25 protein-coding genes and 1 pseudogene are annotated in these 24,724 nt (G+C 66.1%); 16 read left to right on the top strand and 10 right to left on the bottom strand.

The annotated features are described in order from the left end of the window. Positions 1–132 precede the first annotated feature (132 nt). Complete coding sequence (locus JW805_08540) at positions 133–585, bottom strand: GatB/YqeY domain-containing protein (protein MBN2972063.1); 453 nt, start codon at positions 583–585, stop codon at positions 133–135. Positions 586–684: 99 nt separating this feature from the next. Here JW805_08540 and carA point away from each other — a divergent pair, with 99 nt between their 5' ends. The 5 genes from carA (at position 685) to JW805_08515 (ending at position 7,134) form a co-directional block, all read left to right on the top strand. Then, a complete protein-coding gene (gene carA, locus JW805_08535; protein MBN2972062.1) occupies positions 685–1,878 on the top strand; it encodes a glutamine-hydrolyzing carbamoyl-phosphate synthase small subunit in 1,194 nt (397 codons plus the stop codon). Then, entirely contained in the window at positions 1,871–2,488 is a 618-nt protein-coding gene (locus tag JW805_08530) for a hypothetical protein (protein ID MBN2972061.1), read from the top strand. Before carA ends, JW805_08530 begins: the two co-directional genes overlap by 8 nt. After that, positions 2,488–5,820, top strand: coding sequence for a carbamoyl-phosphate synthase large subunit (gene carB, locus JW805_08525; protein MBN2972060.1), 3,333 nt, complete (start codon positions 2,488–2,490; stop codon positions 5,818–5,820). Before JW805_08530 ends, carB begins: the two co-directional genes overlap by 1 nt. A gap of 77 nt (positions 5,821–5,897) precedes the next feature. Continuing rightward, the gene (greA, locus tag JW805_08520) at positions 5,898–6,374 is read left to right on the top strand and encodes a transcription elongation factor GreA (protein ID MBN2972059.1); all 477 of its coding nucleotides are present in this window, start codon (positions 5,898–5,900) and stop codon (positions 6,372–6,374) included. Between the two features lie 121 nt (positions 6,375–6,495). Next, positions 6,496–7,134, top strand: coding sequence for a rhomboid family intramembrane serine protease (locus tag JW805_08515; GenBank protein ID MBN2972058.1), 639 nt, complete (start codon positions 6,496–6,498; stop codon positions 7,132–7,134). 22 nt (positions 7,135–7,156) lie between these two features. Here the strand turns inward: JW805_08515 and JW805_08510 are convergent, their stop codons facing one another. Then, positions 7,157–7,786, bottom strand: a complete 630-nt coding sequence (locus tag JW805_08510) for a carbonic anhydrase (GenBank protein MBN2972057.1) — start codon at positions 7,784–7,786, stop codon at positions 7,157–7,159. A gap of 93 nt (positions 7,787–7,879) precedes the next feature. Here JW805_08510 and lipA point away from each other — a divergent pair, with 93 nt between their 5' ends. Both lipA and JW805_08500 read left to right on the top strand, forming a co-directional pair. After that, a complete protein-coding gene (gene lipA, locus JW805_08505) occupies positions 7,880–8,818 on the top strand; it encodes a lipoyl synthase (GenBank protein MBN2972056.1) in 939 nt (312 codons plus the stop codon). After that, positions 8,805–9,295: pseudogene (locus tag JW805_08500) on the top strand (type II toxin-antitoxin system RatA family toxin). The gene lipA and the pseudogene JW805_08500 overlap by 14 nt, the downstream one beginning before the upstream one ends. On the opposite strand, the gene JW805_08495 reads toward JW805_08500, so the two are convergent. Genes JW805_08495 through JW805_08485 form a run of 3 tightly spaced genes read right to left on the bottom strand, consistent with a single transcriptional unit; the run spans position 9,226 to position 11,442 of the window. Then, positions 9,226–9,747, bottom strand: a complete 522-nt coding sequence (locus tag JW805_08495) for a CinA family protein (protein MBN2972055.1) — start codon at positions 9,745–9,747, stop codon at positions 9,226–9,228. The pseudogene JW805_08500 and the gene JW805_08495 sit on opposite strands and share 70 nt — an antisense overlap. A 17-nt stretch (positions 9,748–9,764) precedes the next feature. Next, positions 9,765–10,292, bottom strand: coding sequence for a hypothetical protein (locus tag JW805_08490; GenBank protein ID MBN2972054.1), 528 nt, complete (start codon positions 10,290–10,292; stop codon positions 9,765–9,767). Between the two features lie 4 nt (positions 10,293–10,296). Continuing rightward, positions 10,297–11,442 (bottom strand): bifunctional 2-C-methyl-D-erythritol 4-phosphate cytidylyltransferase/2-C-methyl-D-erythritol 2,4-cyclodiphosphate synthase, encoded by a 1,146-nt coding sequence (locus JW805_08485; protein MBN2972053.1) that lies wholly within the window; start codon positions 11,440–11,442, stop codon positions 10,297–10,299. Between the two features lie 227 nt (positions 11,443–11,669). Here JW805_08485 and dusB point away from each other — a divergent pair, with 227 nt between their 5' ends. The 7 genes from dusB (at position 11,670) to hflX (ending at position 20,783) form a co-directional block, all read left to right on the top strand. Further along, positions 11,670–12,665 (top strand): tRNA dihydrouridine synthase DusB, encoded by a 996-nt coding sequence (gene dusB / locus JW805_08480; GenBank protein ID MBN2972052.1) that lies wholly within the window; start codon positions 11,670–11,672, stop codon positions 12,663–12,665. Continuing rightward, the gene (locus JW805_08475; GenBank protein MBN2972051.1) at positions 12,662–13,714 is read left to right on the top strand and encodes a two-component sensor histidine kinase; all 1,053 of its coding nucleotides are present in this window, start codon (positions 12,662–12,664) and stop codon (positions 13,712–13,714) included. Before dusB ends, JW805_08475 begins: the two co-directional genes overlap by 4 nt. After that, positions 13,711–15,165, top strand: a complete 1,455-nt coding sequence (gene ntrC / locus JW805_08470) for a nitrogen regulation protein NR(I) (protein MBN2972050.1) — start codon at positions 13,711–13,713, stop codon at positions 15,163–15,165. The genes JW805_08475 and ntrC overlap by 4 nt, the downstream gene beginning before the upstream one ends. A gap of 57 nt (positions 15,166–15,222) precedes the next feature. Next, complete coding sequence (locus JW805_08465; protein MBN2972049.1) at positions 15,223–17,466, top strand: HAMP domain-containing protein; 2,244 nt, start codon at positions 15,223–15,225, stop codon at positions 17,464–17,466. Beyond that, positions 17,463–18,836, top strand: coding sequence for a sigma-54-dependent Fis family transcriptional regulator (locus JW805_08460; protein MBN2972048.1), 1,374 nt, complete (start codon positions 17,463–17,465; stop codon positions 18,834–18,836). Before JW805_08465 ends, JW805_08460 begins: the two co-directional genes overlap by 4 nt. Positions 18,837–18,990: 154 nt before the next feature. Beyond that, positions 18,991–19,479, top strand: coding sequence for an RNA chaperone Hfq (gene hfq / locus JW805_08455; GenBank protein ID MBN2972047.1), 489 nt, complete (start codon positions 18,991–18,993; stop codon positions 19,477–19,479). Beyond that, positions 19,479–20,783, top strand: coding sequence for a GTPase HflX (gene hflX, locus JW805_08450; protein MBN2972046.1), 1,305 nt, complete (start codon positions 19,479–19,481; stop codon positions 20,781–20,783). Before hfq ends, hflX begins: the two co-directional genes overlap by 1 nt. Positions 20,784–20,803: 20 nt before the next feature. Here hflX and JW805_08445 read toward each other — a convergent pair whose 3' ends face one another. Genes JW805_08445 through JW805_08425 form a run of 5 tightly spaced genes read right to left on the bottom strand, consistent with a single transcriptional unit; the run spans position 20,804 to position 22,707 of the window. Further along, entirely contained in the window at positions 20,804–21,025 is a 222-nt protein-coding gene (locus tag JW805_08445) for a DUF4170 domain-containing protein (protein MBN2972045.1), read from the bottom strand. Between the two features lie 58 nt (positions 21,026–21,083). Next, positions 21,084–21,497, bottom strand: a complete 414-nt coding sequence (locus tag JW805_08440) for a hypothetical protein (GenBank protein ID MBN2972044.1) — start codon at positions 21,495–21,497, stop codon at positions 21,084–21,086. A gap of 19 nt (positions 21,498–21,516) precedes the next feature. Beyond that, entirely contained in the window at positions 21,517–21,837 is a 321-nt protein-coding gene (locus JW805_08435) for a hypothetical protein (protein MBN2972043.1), read from the bottom strand. Next, on the bottom strand, positions 21,834–22,184 hold the full coding sequence (locus tag JW805_08430; protein MBN2972042.1) for a phage holin family protein: 351 nt from the start codon (positions 22,182–22,184) through the stop codon (positions 21,834–21,836). Before JW805_08430 ends, JW805_08435 begins: the two co-directional genes overlap by 4 nt. 25 nt (positions 22,185–22,209) lie before the next feature. Next, positions 22,210–22,707: a hypothetical protein gene (locus JW805_08425; GenBank protein MBN2972041.1), complete on the bottom strand. Its 498-nt coding sequence runs from the start codon at positions 22,705–22,707 to the stop codon at positions 22,210–22,212. Between the two features lie 131 nt (positions 22,708–22,838). Here JW805_08425 and eno point away from each other — a divergent pair, with 131 nt between their 5' ends. Both eno and JW805_08415 read left to right on the top strand, forming a co-directional pair. Further along, entirely contained in the window at positions 22,839–24,119 is a 1,281-nt protein-coding gene (gene eno / locus JW805_08420) for a phosphopyruvate hydratase (GenBank protein MBN2972040.1), read from the top strand. 200 nt (positions 24,120–24,319) lie between these two features. Beyond that, the gene (locus tag JW805_08415; GenBank protein ID MBN2972039.1) at positions 24,320–24,646 is read left to right on the top strand and encodes a septum formation initiator family protein; all 327 of its coding nucleotides are present in this window, start codon (positions 24,320–24,322) and stop codon (positions 24,644–24,646) included. Positions 24,647–24,724: the final 78 nt, after the last annotated feature.

Here is a 24,724-nt window from a genome sequence, read left to right as displayed (position 1 = left end):
GCGATTCGAGTCGAGAGGAAAGGGGGGTTGGCCTGTCCTTCGACTTCGCTAGGGACGAACGGTGTCAGTGTCGGGCGCGGGCCCACCCCATCCGTTCGTCCCGAGCGTAGTCTAGGGCCAGGCCGCGATGACTTACCCCAGTGCCGCCTTCACCAGCCCGCTCGCCTTCGCCATATCGAGGTTCGCCGCGTGGCGCGCCTTCAGTTCCGCCATTACGCGGCCCATGTCCTTCATGCCGGCCGCGCCAATCTCGGCCTTGATCGCCTCGATCGCTGCGGTCGTTTCAGCGTCCGACATGACTGCCGGCAGGAAACGCTCGATCACCGCGACTTCGGCTGCCTCGGCTGCAGCCAGTTCCGGTCGGCCGCCTTTCTCGTACATCTCGATCGATTCGCGGCGCTGCTTCACCATCCTCTGCAGCACTTCGACCACCAGCGCGTCGTCGCTGTCGGGCGCCTTTCCGGTGCGCGCTTCGATGTCGCGGTTCTTGATCGCGGCCTGGATCAGGCTGATCGCGTTGCGGGAATCCTTGTCGCCGGCTTTCATGGCGGCGATCTGGGCGGCTTTGATATCGTCACGAATCATGGGGAAAGCCCATACCGCCGGTTGACGGATCGGGCGAGGGGGCCTAGCGGCGGCGCCTTAGCGACATTGCAACAACCGACGCAGGAGTGACCGCCCGACATGGCTGCCGCCGATCCCATCGCCGTGCCCGAAGGCGCCACCGGCGTCCTAGTCCTCGCATCCGGCGAGGTCGTGTGGGGCCGAGGATTCGGCGCCGAAGGCCAGGCGGTCGGCGAAGTGTGCTTTCACACGGCGATGACCGGATATCAGGAGATCATGACCGACCCGTCGTTTGCGGGCCAGATGATCTGCTTCACCTTCCCGCACATCGGCAACGTCGGCGCGAACCCCGACGACGTAGAGGCGGACAACCCCCATGCGCTCGGCATGATCGTGCGCGAGGATGTGACCGAGCCGTCCAACTTCCGTTCGGCCGAACATCTCGACCGTTGGATGAAGAAGCATGCGCGGATCGGCCTGGCGGGCATCGACACCCGTGCGCTGACCCGCCGCATCCGTGTCGGCGGGGCGCCGAACGGGGTGATCGCGCATTCGGCCAGCGGCGAGTTCGACGTGTCGCTGCTCCAGCAGATGGCGCGCGAATGGCCGGGGCTGGAGGGCATGGACCTCGCCAAGGCGGTGACGCGCGAGACGCATGGCGGCTGGGGCGAGGACCGCGCCGGCGGCGTGTGGCGGCTGGGTTTCGGCTATGATGGCGAAGGTCACGAAGTTCACACCAAAGCCGGTTTTCGCCCGCACGTCGTCGCGATCGATTACGGCAGCAAACACAATATCTTCCGCAACCTTGTTAAGGCGGGAGCTAAGGTATCGGTGGTCCCTGCGACCGCGACCTATGACGAGATCATGGCGCTGAACCCGGACGGCATTTTCCTGTCGAACGGCCCAGGCGATCCTGCCGCGACCGGCGAATATGCGGTGCCGGTGATCCAGCAGCTGCTCGCTACGACCAAGCCGCTGTTCGGCATCTGCCTGGGCCACCAGCTGCTCGCGCTCGCAGTCGGCGCGCGCACGACCAAGATGTTCCAGGGCCACCGCGGGGCCAACCATCCGGTCAAGCGGCTGGAGGACGGCGCGGTCGAGATCACGTCGATGAACCACGGCTTCGCTGTCGAACGCGACAGCCTGCCCGCCAACGCGCGCGAAACTCACGTGTCGCTGTTCGACGGCAGCAACGCCGGGCTGGAGCTGACCGACCGCAAGGCGTTTTCGGTGCAGTACCACCCCGAGGCCAGCCCGGGGCCGCAGGATAGCTTTTATCTGTTCGAGCGGTTTGTGAGTGAAGCTCGTGGCTGACGTGTTCCTTTCCTTCAACTCGGCGCGAAATGAGGCGCTCACTGCGATATATCGCGCGAGTTACGTCAGCGACTCTCAAGAGTACTATGGCATCCAGGAAATACAGCAGCTTATCGGGTCAAAGGTCGGTAAGGTTTTCCTGCGGAAAGTAATGGCCTCACTAGATGAGGACAGCCTGGTGAACGAGTCGTCATATGATGAAGACGGGCCGTATTACACGCTGACTGCAAAGGGCTGGGAGGCGGCCGAAACACTTATTCGAGCTTTGCTTAAAAGCGAAAATCCCGTGGAGGGAGTGCCTGCTTCCGATAGAGTAGTTACTCTCACAGATAATCAGCGAAGCTCCATTGCGGACGGGTTAGACGAGATCGGTCGCGAAATAGCACAGTCTAACGAAGCGGGGAGTGCCTTAGGCGATCAAAAGGATCGTATCGTAGCAGAGTTTGAAGCTGGTAAAAGCGTCATTCGATCAAGGCGGGTTCGTTTAGAGGCTCTGGTCGGTGTTTTGGCCACTCCGCTAAGATATTTAGCTGAGAAATTTAGTGGCGCCGCAATTGGTGAGTTGGCGAAGAAGCTGCTCGACGTCATTTGGAAAGTGATTAACTCCTAATGCCAAAACGCACCGACATCTCCTCCATTCTCGTCATCGGCGCGGGTCCGATCATTATCGGGCAGGCGTGCGAGTTTGATTATTCGGGCACGCAGGCGATCAAGGCGCTGAAGGAAGAGGGCTATCGCATCGTCCTGGTGAACAGCAATCCGGCGACGATCATGACCGATCCGGATCTGGCCGACGCGACCTATGTCGAGCCGATCACGCCCGAGGTGGTCGCCAAGATCATCGAGAAGGAGCGGCCCGACGCCGTCCTGCCGACGATGGGCGGGCAGACCGCGCTGAACACCGCGCTGGCGCTGTTCCACGACGGCACGCTGGAAAAGTTCGGCGTCACGATGATCGGCGCCGATGCCGAGGCGATCGACAAGGCCGAGGACCGCCAGAAGTTCAAGGAAGCCATGACCAAGATCGGGCTGGAAAGCGCCCGTTCGGCCATCGCGCACACGCTGGAAGAGGCGCTGGAAGGGCTGGAGTTCACCGGCCTGCCCGCCGTCATCCGTCCGAGCTTCACGCTGGGCGGCACCGGCGGGGGCATCGCCTACAACCGCGAGGAGTTCGTCGAGATCGTCCGCAAGGGGCTGGACCTGTCGCCGACCACCGAAGTGCTGATCGAGGAATCGCTGCTCGGCTGGAAGGAATATGAGATGGAGGTGGTCCGCGACCGTGCGGATAACGCGATCATCGTCTGTTCGATCGAGAATATCGACCCGATGGGCGTCCATACGGGCGACTCGATCACGGTCGCCCCGGCGCTGACGCTGACCGACAAGGAATATCAGATCATGCGTAATGCATCGATCGCGGTCCTCCGGGAAATCGGCGTCGAAACAGGCGGTTCGAACGTACAGTTCTCGGTCAATCCGAAGGACGGCCGCCTGATCGTCATCGAGATGAATCCGCGCGTCAGCCGCTCGTCGGCGCTGGCGTCGAAGGCCACCGGCTTCCCCATCGCCAAGGTCGCGGCGAAACTGGCGGTCGGCTATACGCTCGATGAAATCACCAACGACATCACCGGCGCGACGCCGGCGTCGTTCGAGCCGACGATCGATTACGTCGTCACCAAGATCCCGCGCTTCGCCTTCGAGAAGTTCAAGGGCGCCGAAGCGACGCTGGGCACCGCGATGAAGTCGGTCGGCGAAGTCATGGCGATCGGCCGCAACATCCACGAATCGATGCAGAAGGCGCTGCGTGGACTTGAGACGGGCCTGAGCGGCTTCAACACGGTCGACCGGATCGCCGGCCGCCCGCGCGAGGAGATCGAGGCGGCGCTCGCCGTCGCGACGCCCGACCGTTTGCTGGTCGCGGCGCAGGCGCTGCGCGAAGGCTTCACGGTTGCCGAAGTCCACGCGATCGCCAAGTTCGATCCCTGGTTCCTGGAGCGGATCGCCGAGATCGTCGAGGCCGAGAAGGAAGTCTGCACCAACGGCCTGCCGATCGACGCGGTCGGCATGCGCCGGCTGAAGGCGATGGGCTTCAGCGACAAGCGTCTGGCGTGGCTGGCGCTGCAGTCGGCCAATCTGCGCGGCATGCAGCGCGGCATCGCGCGCGGGTCGGGCCTGATCCACGAAGCGGTCAAGGCGATGACCGGTGGCGTCACTGAGGATGAGGTGCGCGAGCACCGTCTGAAGCTGGGCGTGCGTCCGGTCTTCAAGCGGATCGACACATGCGCGGCCGAATTCGACGCCAAGACGCCGTACATGTACTCGACCTACGAAGCGCCCAGCTTCGGCGAACCCGAGAACGAGGCGATGCCGTCGGATCGGCGCAAGATCGTGATCCTGGGCGGTGGTCCGAACCGGATCGGGCAGGGGATCGAATTCGATTACTGCTGCTGCCACGCCTGCTTCGCGCTGGCGGACGCAGGCTTCGAGACGATCATGGTCAACTGCAACCCGGAAACGGTCAGCACCGACTATGACACGTCCGACCGCCTCTATTTCGAGCCGCTGACCGCCGAGGACGTGCTGGAGATCCTGCACGTCGAACAGCAGTCGGGCGAGCTGGTCGGCGTGATCGTCCAGTTCGGCGGGCAGACGCCGCTCAACCTCGCCAAGGCGCTGGAAGCCGCCGGCATCCCGATCCTGGGGACCAGCCCGGACGCGATCGATCTGGCGGAGGACCGCGAGCGCTTTGCAGCCCTCGTCGCCAAGCTCGGCCTCAAGCAGCCGGCCAACGGCATCGCGCGCAGCCGTGAAGAGGCGATCGCGGTGGCCGAGCGGATCGGTTACCCGGTGCTGATGCGCCCGAGCTATGTGCTCGGCGGGCGCGCCATGGAAGTGGTCGATACCGTCGCCCAGCTCGACAACTATATCCAGACCGCGGTGCAGGTGTCGGGCGACTCGCCGGTGCTGATCGACAGCTATTTGCGCGACGCGATCGAAGTCGACGTCGATGCGATCTGCGACGGCACCGATGTGGTCGTGGCCGGCGTGATGCAGCATATCGAGGAAGCCGGCGTGCACTCTGGCGACAGCGCCTGCACCCTGCCGCCGTACAGCCTGCCCGCCGACTTGATCGCCGAGATCGAGCGGCAGGCCGATAGCCTAGCCCGCGCGCTGGGCGTCGTCGGACTGATGAATATCCAGTTCGCGGTGAAGGACGGCGTCGTGTACCTCATCGAGGTCAACCCGCGCGCCAGCCGCACGGTGCCGTTCGTCGCCAAGGCGGTGGGATCGCCGATCGCAAAGATCGCAAGCCGCGTGATGGCCGGCGAGAAGCTGGCTGATCTGCCGAAGATCAACACGGCGCAAGGCCATATCGCGGTCAAGGAAGCCGTCTTCCCGTTCAACCGCTTCCCCGGCGTCGATCCGGTCCTGTCACCGGAAATGAAGTCGACCGGCGAAGTCATGGGAATCGATCGCGATTTCGACATCGCCTTTGCCAAGGCGCAGCTCGGGGCGGGGACGGTCCTGCCAAAGGGCGGCACGGTGTTCGTCAGCGTCAAGGATAGCGACAAGCCGGTCGTCCTGCCGGGCGTGCGCATCCTGGCCGAACAGGGTTTCACCATCATCGCGACCGGCGGCACGGCGGATTATCTGCTGGCGAACGGCGTGACCGTGGAGCCGGTGCTGAAAGTCGCGCAGGGCCGCCCGAACATCGTCGATCGCATCCGCGACGGCGATGTGGCGCTGATCTTCAACACGACCGAAGGCTGGCAGTCGCTCAAGGACAGCCAGGATATCCGCAAGTCGGCGCTCGCGCAGAAGGTACCGTATTTCACGACCGCTTCGGCGAGCGTGGCGGCGGCGCAGGCGATCGCGGCGCTGGCACGCACCTCCCTTGAAGTACGGCCCCTGCAGGCCTATTATTCGCAGTCGCACAACTGATCCCCACAAGCTGGTTGATGTGCGGGCGGCCTTTCAGGGAGGTCGCTTGGGGAAAGGGGCGTTGAGGAATTAAGGACATGGCGACCGTCGAGAAGATGCCGATGCTGGCCGAGGGCTATGAGAAGCTCCACGCCGATCTGAAGCGTCTGAAGGAAGAACGGCCGCAGATCGTCGATGCGATCGAGGAAGCGCGCGCGCACGGCGACCTGTCCGAAAACGCCGAATATCATGCGGCAAAGGAACGGCAGGGCCAGATCGAGGCGTCGATCGCCGACATCGAGGACAAGCTGTCCCGGGCGCAGATCATCGATCCCAAGGACCTGTCGGGCGACAAGGTCGTGTTCGGCGCGACCGTCACTCTGCTCGACGAGGACGACAAGCCGATCAAATATCAGATCGTCGGCCAGACCGAAGCGGACGCGAAAACCGGTCGTATCAGCTATAACTCGCCGCTCGGCCGCGCGCTGATCGGACGCAAGGTCGATGACGAGGTCGAGGTATCGGTGCCGGCGGGCGACCGATATTATCTGGTCAACAAGATCGAATTCATCTGAATTTGAGGTCACACCCCCGTTCGTGCTGAGCTTGTCGAAGCACTCTACTCTGTGCCGCGGGCAACGCGCGGGCGTGTCGTAGGACGGTCCTTCGACAAGCTCAGGACGAACGGATTTGTCGATGTATCTGTTTAGGGGCGCCCCCGCCACGATCGCGATCGCGGGGATCACCGCGATCGTCAGCCTGATCGTGACACTGTTCGGGCTTGAGCAGCACGCAGCGCTTTACGCTGGTTTCATGCCGGCGCGCGCCAGCCTGGGGTTTGCCGGTGACGTGCCTGGGCTGTTTCCCGTCAGCCTGACCCCGCTGAGCGCCACGCTGGTCCACGCCGGACCGCTGCATCTTGCCTTCAACCTCGTCACGCTCGTCTATTGCGGGATCGCCACCGAACGCGCGCTGGGCAGTCGCGGAGTCATGATCCTCTACCTGCTCGGCGCCTATGCGGCCTGTGTCGCGCAATGGGCGGTCGGGCCGCAGTCACCCGTGCCGATGATCGGGGCGAGCGGCGCGGCGTCGGCGATCGTCGGGGCTTATGCGCTGCTCTATGGGCGGCAGAAGACGCGCGATCTCGGCCCGCTGCCTGGCTGGCTGCTTCACGTGCTGTGGCTGCTCGCCGCCTGGACCGTCCTGAATCTTGCGATCGGCGTGCTGAGCGCACAGGCGGGAATGCCGATCGCCGCGGCGGCGCACATCGGCGGCTTCCTGCTCGGCGTGCTGCTGTGCCGGCCGCTGCTCCTCTGGCGATGGCGAGGCGCCTGATCGGGGGCGCCCCGCCGGGCCGTCATGCCGGGACGAACTGATCGTCGCCCTCGAGCACCCGCAGCTTGCCGTCGGCGATCGCGAAGACGGCGCCATGGATACTGAGCGAGCCGTCTTCCAGCCCCTTCTGCACGAACGGGAAGGTCTTGAGGTTCTCGATCGAGACGCGGACGCCCTCCTGCTCCAGTGCGGTCTGCCCGGCATCCGACACGCCGTGCTGCGCCACGACCTTCTCGCGCGCGTCGTCGAGCAGGCCGATCCATTCGGCCACGAACCCGCCTTCGCCGGGTTTTGCATCGGCCAGGCTCTGTGTGAGCGCCGCGTTCACGCCGCCGCAAGCGCCGTGACCCAGCACCAGTATCTCTTCGACTTTCAATTTGGTGACGGCAAATTCCAGCGCGGCCGAGACGCCATGGAGGCCGCCCGATTCGTCGAACGGCGGTACCAGCGCGGCGACATTGCGCACCACGAAGACCTCCCCCGGGCGTGACCCGAAGATGGTGGCCGGGTCCACGCGACTGTCGGAGCAGGCGATGATCATCACCTTGGGACTTTGACCGGCCGCAAGCTCGCTCCAGCGTTCGCGTTCCTCCAGCCACTCGCCGCCGCGGAACCGGTAGTAGCCGTCGACCAGATCGGAGAAATGGGTCATGCAAATCCTCTATCGTTGGCGGGCGTCAAGCCCGCATCGGGCTGGCAACATATGTTGCCGGCTTCGGTTCCACCATTGTCGGACGCGCCCGCGATGGCTATCTCGCGCGCGATGAACGAGATGAGTCCGCTCGCCCGCCCGGAACGCCAGCGCAAGCCCGACTGGATCCGCGTCAAGGCCCCGACCAGCGCCGGTTTCGCCGCGACGCGCGCGCTGATGCGCTCGAAAAGCCTGACGACGGTCTGCGAGGAAGCGGCTTGCCCGAACATCGGCGAATGCTGGTCGAAGAAGCATGCGACCGTCATGATCCTGGGCGACACCTGCACGCGTGCCTGCGCCTTCTGCAACGTCAAGACGGGCATGCCGCGCAAGGTCGACGTGAACGAGCCCAACAACGTCGCGGATGCGGCGGCGCAGATGGGGCTCAATCATATCGTCATCACTTCGGTCGACCGCGACGACCTGCCCGACGGCGGTGCATCGCAGTTCGTCAAGGTGATCGAGGCGGTACGCAAGGCGAACCCGACCACGACGATCGAGATCCTGACCCCCGATTTCCGCAACAAGCACGAGGCCGCGGTCGAGGCGATCGTTGCGGCGCGGCCTGATGTGTACAATCACAATCTGGAAACCGTGCCGCGGCTCTACCCGACGATCCGTCCGGGCGCGCGTTACTATGCGTCGCTGCGGCTGCTGGAGTCGGTCAAGAAGCTCGACCCGTCGATCTTCACCAAGTCGGGTATCATGCTGGGTCTCGGCGAAGAGCGACTGGAGGTCCATCAGGTGATGGACGACATGCGCAGCGCCGACATCGATTTCCTGACGATGGGCCAATATCTCCAGCCGACGCCGCGCCACGCCAAGGTGCAGGATTTCGTGACCCCGGCGGCGTTCGACGCCTATGCCGCGATCGGACGGGCGAAGGGCTTTTTGCTGGTCGCCTCGTCGCCACTGACGCGGTCGAGCTACCACGCCGGCGACGACTTCGCGAAGATGCGCGCGGCACGCGAGGCGAAGCTTGCCAAAGCATAACGAAACCCGGCACCTGCCCTATACGCCGGAGCAGATGTTCGACCTGGTGGCCGACGTGCGCTCGTACGCCGAATTCCTGCCGTGGGTCAGCGCTATCCGGGTGCGCTCGGACAGCGAGAACGAGATGGTCGCCGACATGATCGTCGGCTTCAAGGGCCTGCGCGAGAGCTTCACCTCGCGGGTTCAGAAGACGCGGCCCGAGCATATCCATGTCGATTACGTCGACGGACCGCTGCAATACCTCAGCAACGACTGGAAATTCCGGCCGGATGGGCAGGGGGGTGTCTGGTCGATTTCTGCGTCGACTTCGCATTCAAGAACCGCATGTTCGAGATGATCGCCGGCCAGGTCTTCGACCGCGCGCTGCGCAAGATGATCGGCGCGTTCGAGGATCGCGCGGCGAAGCTCTACGGCGATTCCTCGACCGGCTCGTCCGCCTCCGGCAGCAACAGTTCGAGCGCGCAGAGCGCGGCCTGAAGGCGGACGCCACCGCGGCCGAGGTCGCCGAAGTGGCGCGTGTCGGCGACGACATGGTCGGGATTGCCGCCGCGTTCGGCGCGCGCGAAGACGACCGTGCCGACCGGCTTGGTCTCACTCCCGCCGCCTGGCCCGGCCACGCCGGTGATCGCCACCGCGACGTCGGCGCCGGTCTTGCTGAGCGCGCCCTGCGCCATCTGCCATGCCGTCGCGACCGACACCGCGCCGAATGTCTCGAGCACGTCGCCCGAAACCTTCAGCAGGGCGCTCTTCGCTTCGTTCGAATAGGTTATCAGCCCGCCGTCAAAGACGTCCGACGACCCCGGCACTTCGGTCAGCGCCGCGGCGACCAGACCGCCCGTGCAGCTCTCCGCAGTCGCGATACGGCGCCCAGCGGCGCGGTTGGCGTCGATGACGCGCCGGGCGGCGTCGACCAGTTCGGCCGGTAGCATCGTGTCACGGTGTTCGGTCACGGCCGGCTCTCGCGCGGACACAGGGCAAAGTCCGCTTTCCGTCCGGCCTTTGGCCTGGCTGCCCCTGAGATATCGAGCAGCGCGACGACCAGAGCCGCGGTGTTCCTTGCCGGCAGCGGATCGATCAGCGTCAGAACGCGGTCGATGTTCGGGCAATCCTTCGCCTTGATCTCCTTTGCCAGCATCGGCGCAATCATCGAGGTGACCATCGGTCGGGCAAGCTCGCTGTCCACCATCTGTCCGCCCTGCGGCCCGAGAAGCTTGCGCAAGCCCTCCTTCGCCCGCGGCCAGGCGGCGTCGCTCTCGGCGGCATATTTGGCGGTCAATTGATCGACCGGGCGGCGCAGCAAGGCGTTCGCCGGCAGGCTCGTCGCACAGGTCGAAGCCACGCTGCCGATCATCGCGGGGGCAAGCGCCAGGAACAGGGCCTCGGCTTCGGGCTGGGGAATGCAGGCGGGCGCCTGTGCCTGGGCAGCCGTCGCCGACAGCAGGGCGGTGGCGGCAAGGAGGGGGCGAAGAATCATCAGGTTACACTTTCGGAACGCGAACGGTGGCGACCGCCTGGGCAGCGATTCCCTCGCCGCGGCCGGTAAAGCCGAGACGTTCGGTGGTCGTCGCCTTCACGCTTACCTGGCTGGCGTCCAGCCGCAAGATGTCGGCGATCCGCATACGAATGGACTCGCGATGCGGGCCGACCTTCGGCGCTTCGCAAATGATCGTCAGATCGACGAAATCGACGACCCCGCCGCGTGCCGCGACCAGCGCGGCGGCGTGGGCGAGAAACTGGTCGGACGCGGCCCCCTTCCACTGTGGATCGCTCGGCGGGAAGTGACTGCCGATGTCACCCGCAGCAATCGTGCCTAGCAGGGCGTCGGTGATGGCGTGAAGCGCGACGTCGGCGTCGCTATGACCCGACAGGCCCTTGTCATGCGGAATCAGCACGCCGCCCAGCCACAGTTCCTCGCCGGCTTCCAGCCGGTGGACGTCATAGCCGCTGGCACTGCGCGAGATCATTGCTGCGGCGTGGCGCGCCTCGGCCGCGGCGAAATCGGCCGCGTGCGTGACCTTTTCGAGCATCGGATCGCCTTCGACCGTCATGACCTGTCCCCCATGCGCGCGCAGCACCTGCGCATCATCGGTTGCTTCCTGCCCCGCGGGCCACGCTGCCTGCGCCGCGCGAAGAGTCTCGAGCCAGAACGCCTGCGGTGTCTGGACTCGCACGACGTTCGAGCGGTCGATCGTATCCCCGAGGTCAGACCCAGCGCGCGCGATCGTGTCGGTGACGGGCAGGGCGGGGACCGCGCCGGGCGCGTCGTCGAGAGCGGCGAGCAAACGATCGATCACGGCCGCCGAGAGGAACGGGCGGGCGGCGTCGTGGATCAGAACGCGGTCGGCGCCCTCGACCGCGGCAAGCCCCGCCAGGACCGAATCACGCCGCGTCGCGCCGCCGATGACGTGGCGGGCCTCACCGACTGCGCTGCGAAGGACATCCTCCTGGCCTGCGCCGATGACGACGATGACGTCGCCGATCGCCGGATGCGCCGAGAGCGCGGCGTAGCTATGCGCGAGCATCGGCCGGCCGGCGAGGGAAGCGAACTGCTTCGGCACGTCACCGCCCGCGCGCTCGCCCTTGCCGGCGGCGACGATGATGGCGGCGGTGCGGGGAGGGGACATCGGCGCGGGACTCGATCGCTATCTATCCGTCATCCCCGCGGAGGCGGGGATCAATTCTGGCTGGCGTCCATGAGTCCCACGGCGTTCAGCGACTATTGATTCCCGCCTTCGCGGGAATGACGGTGGTTAGTGTTGGGCGTGCCTCATAGGGCTGGACGCTGAAGCCCGCCAGCCTTGCCGCATACGCCCAATTCCGCTATGCGCTGCCCAAATTTCAGGCAATTCCCATGCGCATCAAACCGATCGACATCGGTCCGGTCCGGATCGACACGCCCGTCTTCCTCGCCCCCATGACCGGCGTGACCGACCTGCCGTTCCGCCGGGTCGTGCGGGGCTATGGCTCCGGCCTGAACGTCACCGAGATGGTCGCGAGCCAGGCGGCGATCCGCGAGACGCGACAGAGCTTGCAGAAATTCGCCTGGGACCCGATCGAGGACCCGGTGTCGATGCAGCTGGTCGGCTGCACCCCCTATGAAATGGGCGAGGCAGCCAAGCTCAGCGAGGATCGCGGTGCGGCGATCGTCGACATCAACATGGGCTGCCCGGTCCGTAAGGTGACCAACGGCGACGCCGGATCGGCGCTGATGCGCGACCTGCCGCTGGCGACCCAGCTGATCAAGGCAGTGGTCGGTGCGGTGAAGGTGCCCGTGACGCTGAAGATGCGGATGGGCTGGGACCATTCGAGCCTGAACGCGCCTGAGCTCTCGCGCATCGCCGAGGATCTGGGCGTCAAGCTGATCACCGTCCACGGCCGGACGCGCAACCAGATGTACAAGGGGTCGGCTGACTGGGCGTTCGTTCGCCGCGTGAAGGAGGCGATCAGCCTGCCGGTCATCGTCAACGGCGACATCTGTTCGCCCGAGGACGCTCACACCGCGCTCGACCAGTCGGGCGCGGACGGCGTGATGATCGGCCGCGGCGCGTACGGCAAACCATGGCTGCTGCGCCAGGTGATGGATTCGCTCGAAGGGCGCGATCCCCGGCCCGATCCGACGCTCGACGAGCAGTACCGCCTGATCGTCGCGCATTACGACGACATGCTGTCGCTCTACGGCGAGCACACGGGCGTCGCGATGGCGCGCAAGCACCTCGGCTGGTACACGCGCGGCCTGCACGGGTCGGCCGAGTTCCGCAATACCGTGAATAAGGTGCCCGACGGCGCTACGGTGAAGGCGATGCTGGCGGAATTCTACGCCCCCTGGACGAACCGCGCCGCTGCGTGACCTCGCGCGACCTGCCCGGTTTCGACGAACTGTTCACCGCGATGCCGGTCGCGATGCTGGTCGTCGACCCAGGGGGGCGCATCGCCGTCGCCAATGCGGCGAGCGAAACCCTGCTAAACTTTTCCGAACGCGCGATGATGGGGCAGGAGCTCGATGCGCTCATCCGCTTCACTCCGGGTTACACCGATCGTCGCAAAGGGCGGACCTTTGCCGCATATGACGTCGATATCGGCCTCGGCCGGATCGGCCGGGTTCGCGCCGATCTGGTCGAATGCGACGTGCCGGAGCGGCCGGGCTGGACGATGGTGACGGTGCGGGTGACGCCTGGCAGCCGCTCGCCCGATCGCCGGGCGAACGCGCGCGCCGCGATCGGCGCCGCGGCGATGCTGGCACACGAGATCAAGAATCCGCTGTCGGGCATTCGCGGTGCGGCGCAGCTGTTGGGCGATGGCGGCGGGGCCAACCCGCTGACGGCGCTGATCACGACCGAGGTCGATCGCATCGCCGCGCTGATCGACCGGATGCAGGATTTCACCGACACGCGGCCGCTGAACCTCGAGCCGCGGAACGTCTATCCGCTGCTCGACCATGTGCGGCAGATCGCCCGCGCCGGCTTTGCGCGCGCGGTGACGATCGACGAGCAGTTCGACCCGTCCCTGCCGCCGGCGCTTGTCGATGCCGATGCGCTGACGCAGATACTGCTGAACCTGATCAAGAACGCCGCCGAGGCGCTGGATGGCGTCGAGGATCGCCGTATCCTGCTCGCGACCGCCTATCGACACGGCATGGCGGCGAGCGCCGCGCCCGGCCGGCCGCGGCTGCCGCTGCCGATCGAGATCAGCGTCATCGACACCGGGCCTGGCGCACCCGCCGACATCGCCGAACATCTGTTCGAGCCGTTCGTGTCGGGCAAGGCGGAGGGGCGGGGCCTGGGCCTGCCGCTCGTCGCCAAGCTGGTGCGCGACATGGGCGGGATCGTGACCTATGCCCGCGAGGGCGAACCGCAGCGGACGGTGTTCCGCGTGTTGCTGCAAAGGGCGAAGACATGACGGCTGCCGGCCGGATCCTGGTGGTCGACGACGATACGGCAATCCGCACCGTCGTCGGCGAGGCGCTGCGTCGCAAGGGTCATGACGTCACCACGGCGGCATCGCTCGGCGAGCTACGGGCTCTGCTCGCCGAGGGGTTGCCCGATGTGCTGGTAACCGACGTCGTACTGCCCGACGGCGACGGGCTCGACCTGGTGCCGCAGGTCCTGGCCGAACACCCCTCGTTGCCGATCATTGTGCTGTCAGCGCGCAACACGCTGTCGACCGCGGTCCGCGCGACCGAGGCCGGCGCGTTCGATTACCTGCCCAAGCCCTTCGATCTCGACGTTCTGGCGCAGGCTGTCGCCGGTGGGCTCGCGCGGGCTCGCCGCGCGGGAACGACGACCGCCGAAGAGGTGGACGATACGCTGCCGCTGATCGGCCGGTCGCCGGCGATGCAGGGCGTCTACCGCGTCATCGCGCGCGTCGTCTCCAACGACCTCACCGTGCTGGTGTCGGGCGAATCAGGTACCGGAAAGGAACTCGTCGCCCGCGCGATCCATGATCTAGGGGCGCGGCGGGCAGCGCCGTTCGTCGCGCTGAACATGGCGGCGATCCCGCGCGAGTTGATCGAGGCCGAGCTGTTCGGCCACGAACGTGGAGCCTTTACCGGTGCGCAGGCGCGGGTCGCGGGTAAGTTCGAGCAGGCGGCGGGCGGTACGCTGTTCCTCGACGAGATCGGCGACATGCCGATGGACGCACAGACCCGGTTGCTGCGCGTGCTGCAGTCGGGCGAATTCACGACGGTCGGCGGGTCGCGCACCATCCGCGCCGACGTGCGGATCGTTGCGGCCACGAACAAGGACCTGGCGGCGCAGGTCGCCTCGGGCGGCTTCCGCGAGGACCTGTTCTACCGTCTGAATGTCGTACCGATCGCCCTGCCGGCGTTGCGCGAGCGGCGGCAGGATATCGCGCTGCTCGCCCGCCATTTCCTCGACCGCGCGGCGGACGATGGTCTGCCGCACAAGCGGATCGACGACAGCGTGGTCACCCTGCTGGAAGCGCACCACTGGCCGGGCAATGTGCGCGAACTCGAAAACCTGATGCGCCGGCTCGCCGCGCTAAGCCGCGACGAATGGATCGGCCGCGAGGAACTGGCCACGATGCTCGGCGCGACCGTGTCCAGCGGCCTTGTGCCGTCGGGTGGGATCAAGGCGGCGGTCCTCGCGCGCCTCACCGAGATCGAGGGCGAGCGCGTCGGCGCGTTGGACGACGGCACTGTCTATGATCGCATCATCGCGGAGGTCGAACGGCCGCTGATCGTTGCGATGCTCGAACGGCACGGCGGGAACCAGCTGCGTGCGGCCCGGGCCATGGGGATCAATCGCAATACGCTGCGCAAGCGTCTCGACGATCTCGCCATTACGATGCCGGACGCGCGCCGGCCGGCCCGGGACGTCGATGCCGATTAGTGCGGTCGATCAAAATATGTGTTTTCTCGGCAACAGTCCGGGTGTAAGCGCGCAACGATGACTGTTGCGGCATTGCCGATCGACGAGCCTGCAACGCCCTTTCGGCGGTTCGCCGTTACACCCGCAATAGAATTCGCCGTCATCGCGGTCATGGTGGCGGTCGCGGTCGCCAGTTGGCGGATCATCGCGGCGACCAGCGCGTCGAAGGCGCTGTTCAGCCCGACGATGGCAGCGGCCATGCTGACTGCCAATCTGATCCCGGCGGTGGTCCTGATCGTCCTGATCGGCCGGCGCATCGCGATCCGCCGCGCATCGCGCGCGTCGATCGCGGGCAAGGGGCGGCTCCACGTCCGGCTGGTCGCCGTGTTCTCCCTGATGGCGAGCATCCCGATCGTCCTGACCGTGGTCGCGGCGTCGATCATGTTCCAGTCGGGCGTCCAGCTCTGGGGGTCGGAGCGCGCGGTTGGCGCCTTCAACAGCACCCTGGATCTGGCCCGCGAAGGCCAGAAGGTCGTCGCCGAGCGCTGGACCGGTGAAGCCGTGTCGATGGCGAAGGACATCCGGCGTTGGTACCCGCAGGCGCCGGCAGGGTCGCCGGAGTTCCAACGCTTCGTGCTCGAACAGACCTATTGGCGCAACTTGCGGCAGTCGCTCGTCTTCCGGGTGCAGGACGGCCAGAGTGTCGAGGCGATCTTCGGCTTCGATTATCCCGATCCGCCAAGTTTCGCCCGGCGCGTTGCGGGCGATACGCTCAACCGGCTGAAGGACGACAAGCCGTTCATCAACTTCGACGACAAGCTGATCTGGGTGATCACCCCGATCGATCGGTCGAAGCGGCTGTTCCTCTATGTCGCGACTCCGTTCAACGTCGACTTCCTCAACGCGCAGAGTGGCAGCGCCGAACAGCTGTTGTCCGACTATTCGGCGCTTCAGTCGCGGGCCCGGCTCCTGCAATTGCAGTTCAACGCGGTCCTGTTCGGCGTCGCGCTGCTGATCGTGGCGCTGGCGACCTGGATCGCGCTCGCGGTCGCCGACCGGCTCGTCCGCCCGATCGACGAGCTCGTGCATGCGGCCGAGCGGGTCGCGGGGGGCGACCTGTCGACGCGGGTCCCGCTCAAGGCGGTGTCGGACGAGGTCGGCGCGCTCGGCGACGCGTTCAACCGCATGACCGGTCGCCTGCAGGCGCAGACCAGTGCACTGGTCGAAGCCAATGCCGAATCGGAAAGCCGCCGCGCGCTGATCGAGGCGGTGATGTCGGGCGTGACCGCGGGGGTGGTCGCGGTCGGTGACGAGCGGACCGTCCGCCTCGTCAACAGTTCGGCCCTGGCTCTTATCGCACCCGGCGCCAATGTCGTCGGGCGCCCGCTCGCGACCGTGTCCCCCGAGCTCGATTCGCTGCTGGCCAGCGGCGCACGCGAGGGTGTCGTTCAGATCAACGCCAGCGGCGAAGCGCGCACGCTGGCGGTGAAGATCACCCGCGACGACGACGGCAATGTCCTGACGTTCGACGATATCACCCAGCAGCTGATCGACCAGCGTCGTGCCGCCTGGTCCGACGTCGCGCGTCGAATCGCGCACGAGATCAAGAACCCGCTCACGCCGATCCAGCTCGCCGCCGAACGTCTTCAGCGGCGATACGGCAAGCTGGCGCCGGAGGGCGATACGACCTTCGGCCGCCTGACCGACACGATCGTTCGACAGGTCGGCGACCTGCGCCGGATGGTCGATGAATTCTCGTCTTTCGCGCGGATGCCCAAGCCCGTGTTCCGCGAGGAATCACTGGTCGACCTCGCACGGCAGGCGGTGTTCTTGCACGAGGTCGCGCATCCCGCGATCCGCTTCGCGTTGATCTACCAGGATCCGGCCCCGACCCTGGTCTGCGACCGCCGCCAGATCGGCCAGGCGCTGACGAACCTCGTCAAGAACGCGGTCGAAGCGATCGAGGCGCGGACGGGCGATGACCTGCCGACCGGCGAGATCACGCTGGTCCTGACCGCCGGGCGCAGCGTCGGCGTTCAGATTTCGGACAATGGCATCGGCCTGCCCGTCGAGCGCGACCGCATTGTCGAACCGTATATGACGACCCGCGCGCGGGGCACCGGCCTGGGCCTCGCCATCGTCAAGAAGATCGTCGAGGAGCATTTCGGCGCCATGCACTTCACCGATCGCCCCGGCGGCGGGACCGTGGTGACGCTGGCGTTCGATGCCGGCACGCTGTCGAGCCTCGCCGACCCGAATGCGCCCGACGACGCATCCGACCCCAGTCCTGCCATGTTGACCCGAAATCGGAATTCCCAATGAGTATCGACATCCTCGTTGTCGACGACGAATATGACATCCGCGAACTGGTCGCCGGCGTGCTGGAGGACGAGGGCTATGACACGCGCCTCGCCGCCGACAGCGATGCCGCGCTGGAGGCGATCGCGACGCGGCGGCCCAGCCTGGTGCTGCTCGACGTCTGGCTGCAGGGCTCGCGCCTCGACGGCCTCGACCTCCTCGACGAGATCAAGCGGCGGGACCCGTCGATCCCGGTCCTCGTCATCTCCGGCCATGGCAACATTGACACCGCGGTCGCCGCGATCCGCCGCGGGGCGTCCGACTTCATCGAAAAGCCGTTCGAGGCCGAACGCCTGCTGCTTCTGGTCGAACGCGCGACCGAGACCGAGCGGTTGCGGCGCGAGATCGCCTCGCTGCGCGCCTCGGCGGGGCGCGAGGACGATCTGACCGGCAGTTCGACCGCGATCAACGCCGTCCGTGCGACGCTGAAGCGAGTGGCATCGACCGGCAGTCGCGTGCTGATCTCGGGCAGCGCGGGCGTGGGCAAGGAAGTCGCCGCCCGCCTGCTCCACGGCTGGTCGGGTCGCGCCAACGCGCCGTTCGTCATCGTCAGCGCCGCACGCATGACGCCCGAACGCGTCGAGGAAGAATTGTTCGGCGTAGAGGAGGGGGGCGACCTCGTCCGCCCTGGCCTGCTCGAGCAGGCGCACGGCGGCACGCTGTTCCTCGACGAGATTGCCGACATGCCGGTCGCGACCCAGGCGCGCATCCTGCGCGTGCTGACCGATCAGAGCTTCACCCGCGTCGGTGGCACACGTGTGGTGAAGGTCGACGTTCGCGTCGTATCGGCCACCGCGCGCGATCTGCAGGACGAAATCGCGGAGGGGCGTTTCCGCGAAGACCTGTATTATCGCCTGAATGTCGTGCCGGTCGTGATCCCGCCGCTGTCCGAACGGCGGGAGGATATTCCCGCGCTCGTCGAGCATTTCGTCGCCCATTATGCCGCCGAACGCCGCGTGCCCACGCCCGAAGTCGCCCCCGACGCGATGGTCGCGCTGCAAAGCTACGAATGGCCGGGCAACGTGCGCCAGTTGCGCAATGTCGTCGAGCGGACGATCATCCTTGCGCCCGGCAATCGCATCGGCCGCATCGACCTCGACCTGCTCCCGCCCGAAGTGCTGGGGCGCGGGGACGGCGAGGGCGGCGGTTCGGCCGCGATCATGGGCGCCCCCTTGCGCGAAGCGCGGGAGAGTTTCGAACGCGAATATCTGCGCGTCCAGATCCGGCGCTTTTCGGGCAATATCAGCCGGACTGCGAGCTTCATCGGGATGGAGCGGTCTGCATTGCACCGGAAGCTGAAGCTGCTGGGAATCACCGAGACACGAGAAGACTGACGTTCCCTGACGGGGACGGATCGGACGCCGTCGCGCTGGACGTGGAACAACCCGCCGCCTAGATTGTCGTAACCGTGTGCCGAGGGGGCACGCGGAAACGACGCCGGTTCAGCGGCGCCCAGCGGGCAACTCCCGCCAAAAGCAAGGACAGACGATGGCTGAAAAACAGACCTCGCTTCAGGACCTGTTCCTCAACGCTCTCCGCAAGTCGAAGACCCCGGTGACGATGTTCCTCGTCAAGGGCGTCAAGCTCCAGGGCATCGTGACCTGGTTCGACAATTTCTCCGTCCTGCTGCGCCGCGATGGCCAGTCGCAGCTGATATACAAGCATGCGATCTCGACGATCATGCCGTCGGGTCCGCTCGACGTCGCTGGCATTGTCGAGACGATCGGCGACTCCGCGTCGAGAAACCCGGGCCTCCAGGAAATTTTTCTGAACGCGGTGCGCAAGCAGGAAGAAAGCGTGACCATGTTTCTGGTCAACGGCGTAATGCTCCAAGGGGGCATCGCCGCATTCGACCTGTTCTGCATGCTGTTGCAGCGTGAGGGCATGGCGCAGCTTGTCTACAAGCACGCCGTTTCCACCATTCAGCCGGCCAACCCGCTCAACCTGGCCGACGAACAGGCGTCCGAAGGGGCCTGATGTCGACGGGTTTCGATCGCGACCAAGAGGATTTCGCACGCGGCGCCCGCGCCGTCGTCGTCCTGCCTGACCAGGGCGGCGCGGCGCGCGATGCCGACGCGCGTCTCGAGGAAACGGCGGGGTTGGCGCTCGCGATCGGCGTCCAGGTCGCGCACAAGATCGCCTACCGTGTCCGCGCGCCTAAGCCGGCGACGCTGATCGGCAGTGGTCAGGTCGAGCAGCTGGCGGACGCCGTAAAGGCGGACGAGCTGACGCTCGCGGTGTTCGACGCCAGCCTGACACCGGTGCAGCAACGCAATCTCGAGACCGCGCTCGGCTGCAAGGTCATCGACCGCACCGGACTGATTCTCGAAATCTTCGGCGAACGGGCGCGCACTGCCGAAGGACGGTTGCAGGTCGAGCTCGCCCACCTCGATTATCAGGCCGGCCGCCTGGTGCGCAGCTGGACGCACCTCGAGCGCCAGCGCGGCGGCTTCGGCTTCCTGGGCGGCCCCGGTGAAACCCAGATCGAGGCCGACCGTCGCCTGATCCGCGATCGGATGGCGCGCCTGCGCCGCGAACTGGACCAGGTCAGTCGTACACGCGGGCTCCATCGGGAGCGGCGCCAGCGCGCGCCGTGGCCGGTGATCGCGCTGGTCGGCTATACCAATGCCGGCAAGTCGACGCTGTTTAATCGCCTGAGCGGCAGCGACGTCATGGCGGAAAATCTCCTGTTCGCGACGCTCGACCCGACCTTGCGGCAAATCTCGTTGCCCGGCATCGACAAGGCGATCCTGTCCGACACGGTCGGGTTCGTTTCCGAATTGCCGACACAGCTTGTCGCCGCGTTCAAGGCAACGCTGGAGGAGGTCGTCTCGGCCGACCTGCTCGTCCACGTCCGGGACGTGGCGCATCCCGACAGCGCGGCGCAGAAAGCGGATGTCGAGGGGGTGCTGGCGGATATCGGTGTCGAAGAGCACACGCCGCGCATCGAGGCGTGGAACAAGCTCGATCTGCTCGATGGTGAAGCCCGCGAGGACCTGCTCGTCGAAGCGTCGCGCCGCGAGGATGTCGTCCCGATTTCGGCACTGACCGGGGAGGGGCTCGATTCGCTGCTATCGACGATTTCGGCGCTGCTGACCGCCGGCCACCGCCGCTATACGATCACGCTGGACGCCGGCGATGGTGCAGGTGCGGCGTGGCTGCATCAACACGGCGAAGTCCTGGGGCAGGCGATCGCGGGCGAGCAGGCGCACTACGACGTCAGGCTCTCGCCAAAGGACCATGATCGCTTTTTGGCCCGCGAAGAAACGGGCGGCGCCTAACACGCCGCCCGTCGATCGCTTCATGCGCTCGGCATGTCCGGTTCGAGCAACCGGTGCAGATGGACGAGGACATATTTCATCTCGGCGTCGTCGACGGTCTTCTGCGCCGCGCCGCGCCACGCCTTTTCCGCGCTGGCATAGTCGGGAAAGATCCCGACGATATCGATCTGCGACAGGTCGGCGAAATCGAGGGTGCGCGGATCGGTCACGCGGCCGCCGAACACCAGATGCATCTTGCTCATGGGAACTCCCGGGAATGTCGCGGTCCAGATAACCGCACATCCCCGGGGGTCAAGGCACTCAGACGGCGTCGGCGGCGCGCTCGACCGTGTCTTCGGCCTTCGTCTTGCCGGTTCGTGCCGCGGTCAGTGCGCTGTCGAACACCTTGCGTGCGCTTTCCCGTGCGGCGTCACGGCCAAGCACGGCGCCGCTCAGCTGTTCCTTGCCCGTCTCGCGCGCGGCCACGAGCGCGGCGGAGGCACCCTCCGCCAGCCGCTTGCCGACGGTGCCGAGCAGCTTCTTCTCCTGCGCGCTGCGCGGAATCAGCGCACCGGCGATCAGGCCGACGGTTAGACCGCCGACGAGCACCCCGACGGGATTGGATTCGAGACCCTGGACGGCCGACTTGGCGCGATCGAACGCGGCTTCACGCGCGTCGGCCAGCTTGGCACGCTTGGCCGGCTTGGTCTTTTCGGACTTGGAAATTTCGGCCATGATGATGTCCTTCAGATATTTAGATTTCTGAACTCGTGTCGGGCGCCGCGGTTGCATCGTCGCGACCGATCAATCCGGCAGCCCAGCCGAGCAGTGGCTTGTGCGCCAAGGCCAGGCCGAGGGCGCCCGCGACGGCAGCGGCTATTGCAGGGCGTTCGCGAACGGCCTGGATGCTGGTCTGCGCAGCCATGCTTGCCTTGTCCGCGGCAGTCCCGACCGCATCCGCGGCCAGTGACTTGGGATTCAGCCGCTGCTTTGCCACCGCGAGCGAGGCGTCGAGCCGCGCACGGGCGGCCAGGGCGCGCGCACGCGCAGCGAGGATGGTGGCATCTTCGGTCATGCGCCACCTCCGAATGCTCGCGACAGCCGGGACGCTGCCATCGTTCCCAGAACACCTGCGATCGCCAGCACCGCGACGGTGACGATCGCCGTTGCGAGCAGGGGGCCGGTCAGGGTGGAGAGCGCCAGGATCAGCCCCACGAGCAGCGCGGTCAGTGCCGATCCGGCAAGAAAGACCGCGGCGACGCCCAGGATCAGCCCGAACTTCGCCGCCCGTAACCGTGCGCTTGCGACCGCCTTCGCGACGTCAACCTGGGCCAGGGCGTAGGCGCGCGCGTCTTCGGCGACCTGTACGATCGCGTCACCGACGCCCACGCCGATCTCCGTCTCGTTTGGCAATCCCGCCATGCCAGTCCCCCTCGCGATGCCGACGTCAGGCGTCGCGGTTGGCATCGATGCCCGACTGGACGAGACGCGCGAGCACGAAGCCCACCGCCGCCGCCGCGCCGATCGCAACGCCGGGCGACTTGCGGACGAAGTCGCGGGCATCGTCGAGCAGATCGTCGATGTCCTTGTCGCGCAGCGTGTCCGCGAAGTTCGTAACGGCACCCGAGGCCGAACGGGCATAGCCGCCGAACTGCGAACCGACCTTCTCGTCGATGGTCGTTGCCGCATCCTCGATCGTCTTGGCCAGTTCGTCGAGCGCACCGGTCGCCCGCGCCTTTCCGTCGTCGGCGAAGGCGCGCAGCTTGTCGCCGGCCTGGCCGGTCAGCTTGCCGGCCTCGTCCTTTACCAGTTGCTTGGCACCGCGCAGTTTCTCGGTCGTTGCCGTGCCCTGTTCGGCATCGCGGTTGTTGAAACGGTCTTCCAGACCGGCTTCGGGCGTGAATTCCACGTCCAGATTACCAGCGTTTGCAGTGTCGTTCGCCATGATCAGACGCCTTCCTTCGGTTCGCCTCCACAACAAGGGGCGGGCGGGGCGGTTCCATCGACGTTGCCGTTCGGTCGGCGAACCGTTAGAGGCGCCCCGCAAAACCACCCTCTATCTAGGAAGGTCGTTACGTGACCGCAATCATCGACATCCATGGCCGCATGATCCTCGACAGCCGCGGCAATCCGACCGTCGAGGTCGATGTGCTGCTGGAGGACGGCAGCTTCGGCCGTGCGGCCGTGCCCTCGGGTGCATCGACCGGCGCGCATGAGGCGGTCGAACTGCGCGACGGCGACAAGGCGCGTTGGCTGGGCAAGGGCGTCGACAAGGCGGTCGAGGCGGTGAACGGCGAGATCGCCGAGGCCGTGCTGGGACTTGAGGCCGAGGACCAGGCCGATCTCGACACGCGGATGATCGAGCTGGACGGCACCGAGAACAAGGGGCGTCTGGGGGCCAATGCGATCCTGGGCGTCAGCCTGGCCGCGGCCAAGGCGGCGGCGGAAGCGCGCGGCCTGCCGCTCTACCGCTATGTCGGTGGCGTCGCGGCGCATCTGCTGCCGGTGCCGATGATGAACATCATCAACGGCGGCGAGCATGCCGACAACCCGATCGATTTCCAGGAATTCATGATCGTGCCCGTTGGCGCGGAAAATATCGTCGAGGCGGTGCGCTGCGGGTCGGAAATCTTCCACACGCTGAAGAAGGGCCTGCACGAGAAGGGGCTGGCGACCGGCGTTGGCGACGAAGGCGGCTTCGCACCGAATCTGTCGTCGACCACCGACGCGCTCGATTTCATCATGCGCGCGATCGAGACGGCAGGCTACACGCCGGGCGACGACGTGATGCTGGCGCTCGACTGCGCCGCGACCGAATATTTCCGCGATGGCGCATACAGGATGGTGGGCGAGGGCAAGACGCTGTCCCCGCACGAAAACGCCGAATTTCTCGCCGATCTCACGCGCCGCTACCCGATCTTCTCGATCGAGGACGGCATGGCCGAGGACGACTTCGAGGGTTGGAAGGCGCTGACCGAGCTGATCGGCGGCAAGGTCCAGTTGGTCGGCGACGATCTGTTCGTGACCAACCCGGCGCGTCTCGCCGATGGCATCGAGCGTGGTCTCGCCAACTCGCTGCTGGTGAAGGTCAACCAGATCGGCACGCTGACCGAGACGCTGGCGGCGGTGAACCTGGCGCAGCGCAATCGCTACACCGCGGTCATGTCGCACCGGTCGGGCGAGACCGAGGATGCCACGATCGCCGACCTGGCGGTCGCGACCAACTGCGGGCAGATCAAGACGGGGTCGCTCGCGCGCTCGGATCGGTTGGCGAAGTACAACCAGCTGATCCGGATCGAGGAAGAACTCGGCGACGCGGCGCGTTATGCAGGTCGGGATATTCTGGTTCGGCGGTAACAAAGCTCCTCCCCCAGCTCGTTTGGGGGAGGGGGACCGCGCCCGAAGGGCGTGGTGGAGGGGCCTGCCAGCCGTCGGTGGCCTCGGATTGCCCCTCCACCCCCGCCTACGGCGGCGGTCCCCCTCCCCGAGACAAGCTCGGGGAGGAATTTAAAGTGCAGACTCTTGAACCAAGCGCTTGATTAAGCGATTAATCACCCATGCCCGCCGTCCGCGCCCGTACCAAGACGCCCCCCCTGGCCATCCTTCGCCGTGCCGGCCTGCCGGCCGCCGCGCTGATCCTGATGGGGTTCTTCGGCTATTATGCGGTGCTCGGCCCCAACGGCATCCTGTCGTACCGCGACTATTCCCGGCAGCTGGAAAAGCGGCGTGCGGACTATGAGAAGCTCGACAAGCAGCGCTCCGAACTCAAGAACCGTGTCGCCTTGCTCGATCCGAAGCGCGCGAACCCCGACATGGTCGACGAGATGACGCGCAAGAACCTGAACGTCGTTCACCCGGACGAGGTCATCGTCCCGCTGAATTGACGTTTCCGTAAGGTATTTTCGGCGCTTGCCACCGGTTGCAGCCGGTGCACTTTCCCGCCATAGCCGCTGTTCCTGACT

It is taken from the genome of Roseomonas aeriglobus (assembly GCA_016937575.1).
GTDB classification, from domain to species: domain Bacteria; phylum Pseudomonadota; class Alphaproteobacteria; order Sphingomonadales; family Sphingomonadaceae; genus Sphingomonas; species Sphingomonas aerigloba.
Note: the sequence above shows the minus strand (reverse complement) of the source record. Positions and strands in the feature narration are given on the sequence as shown.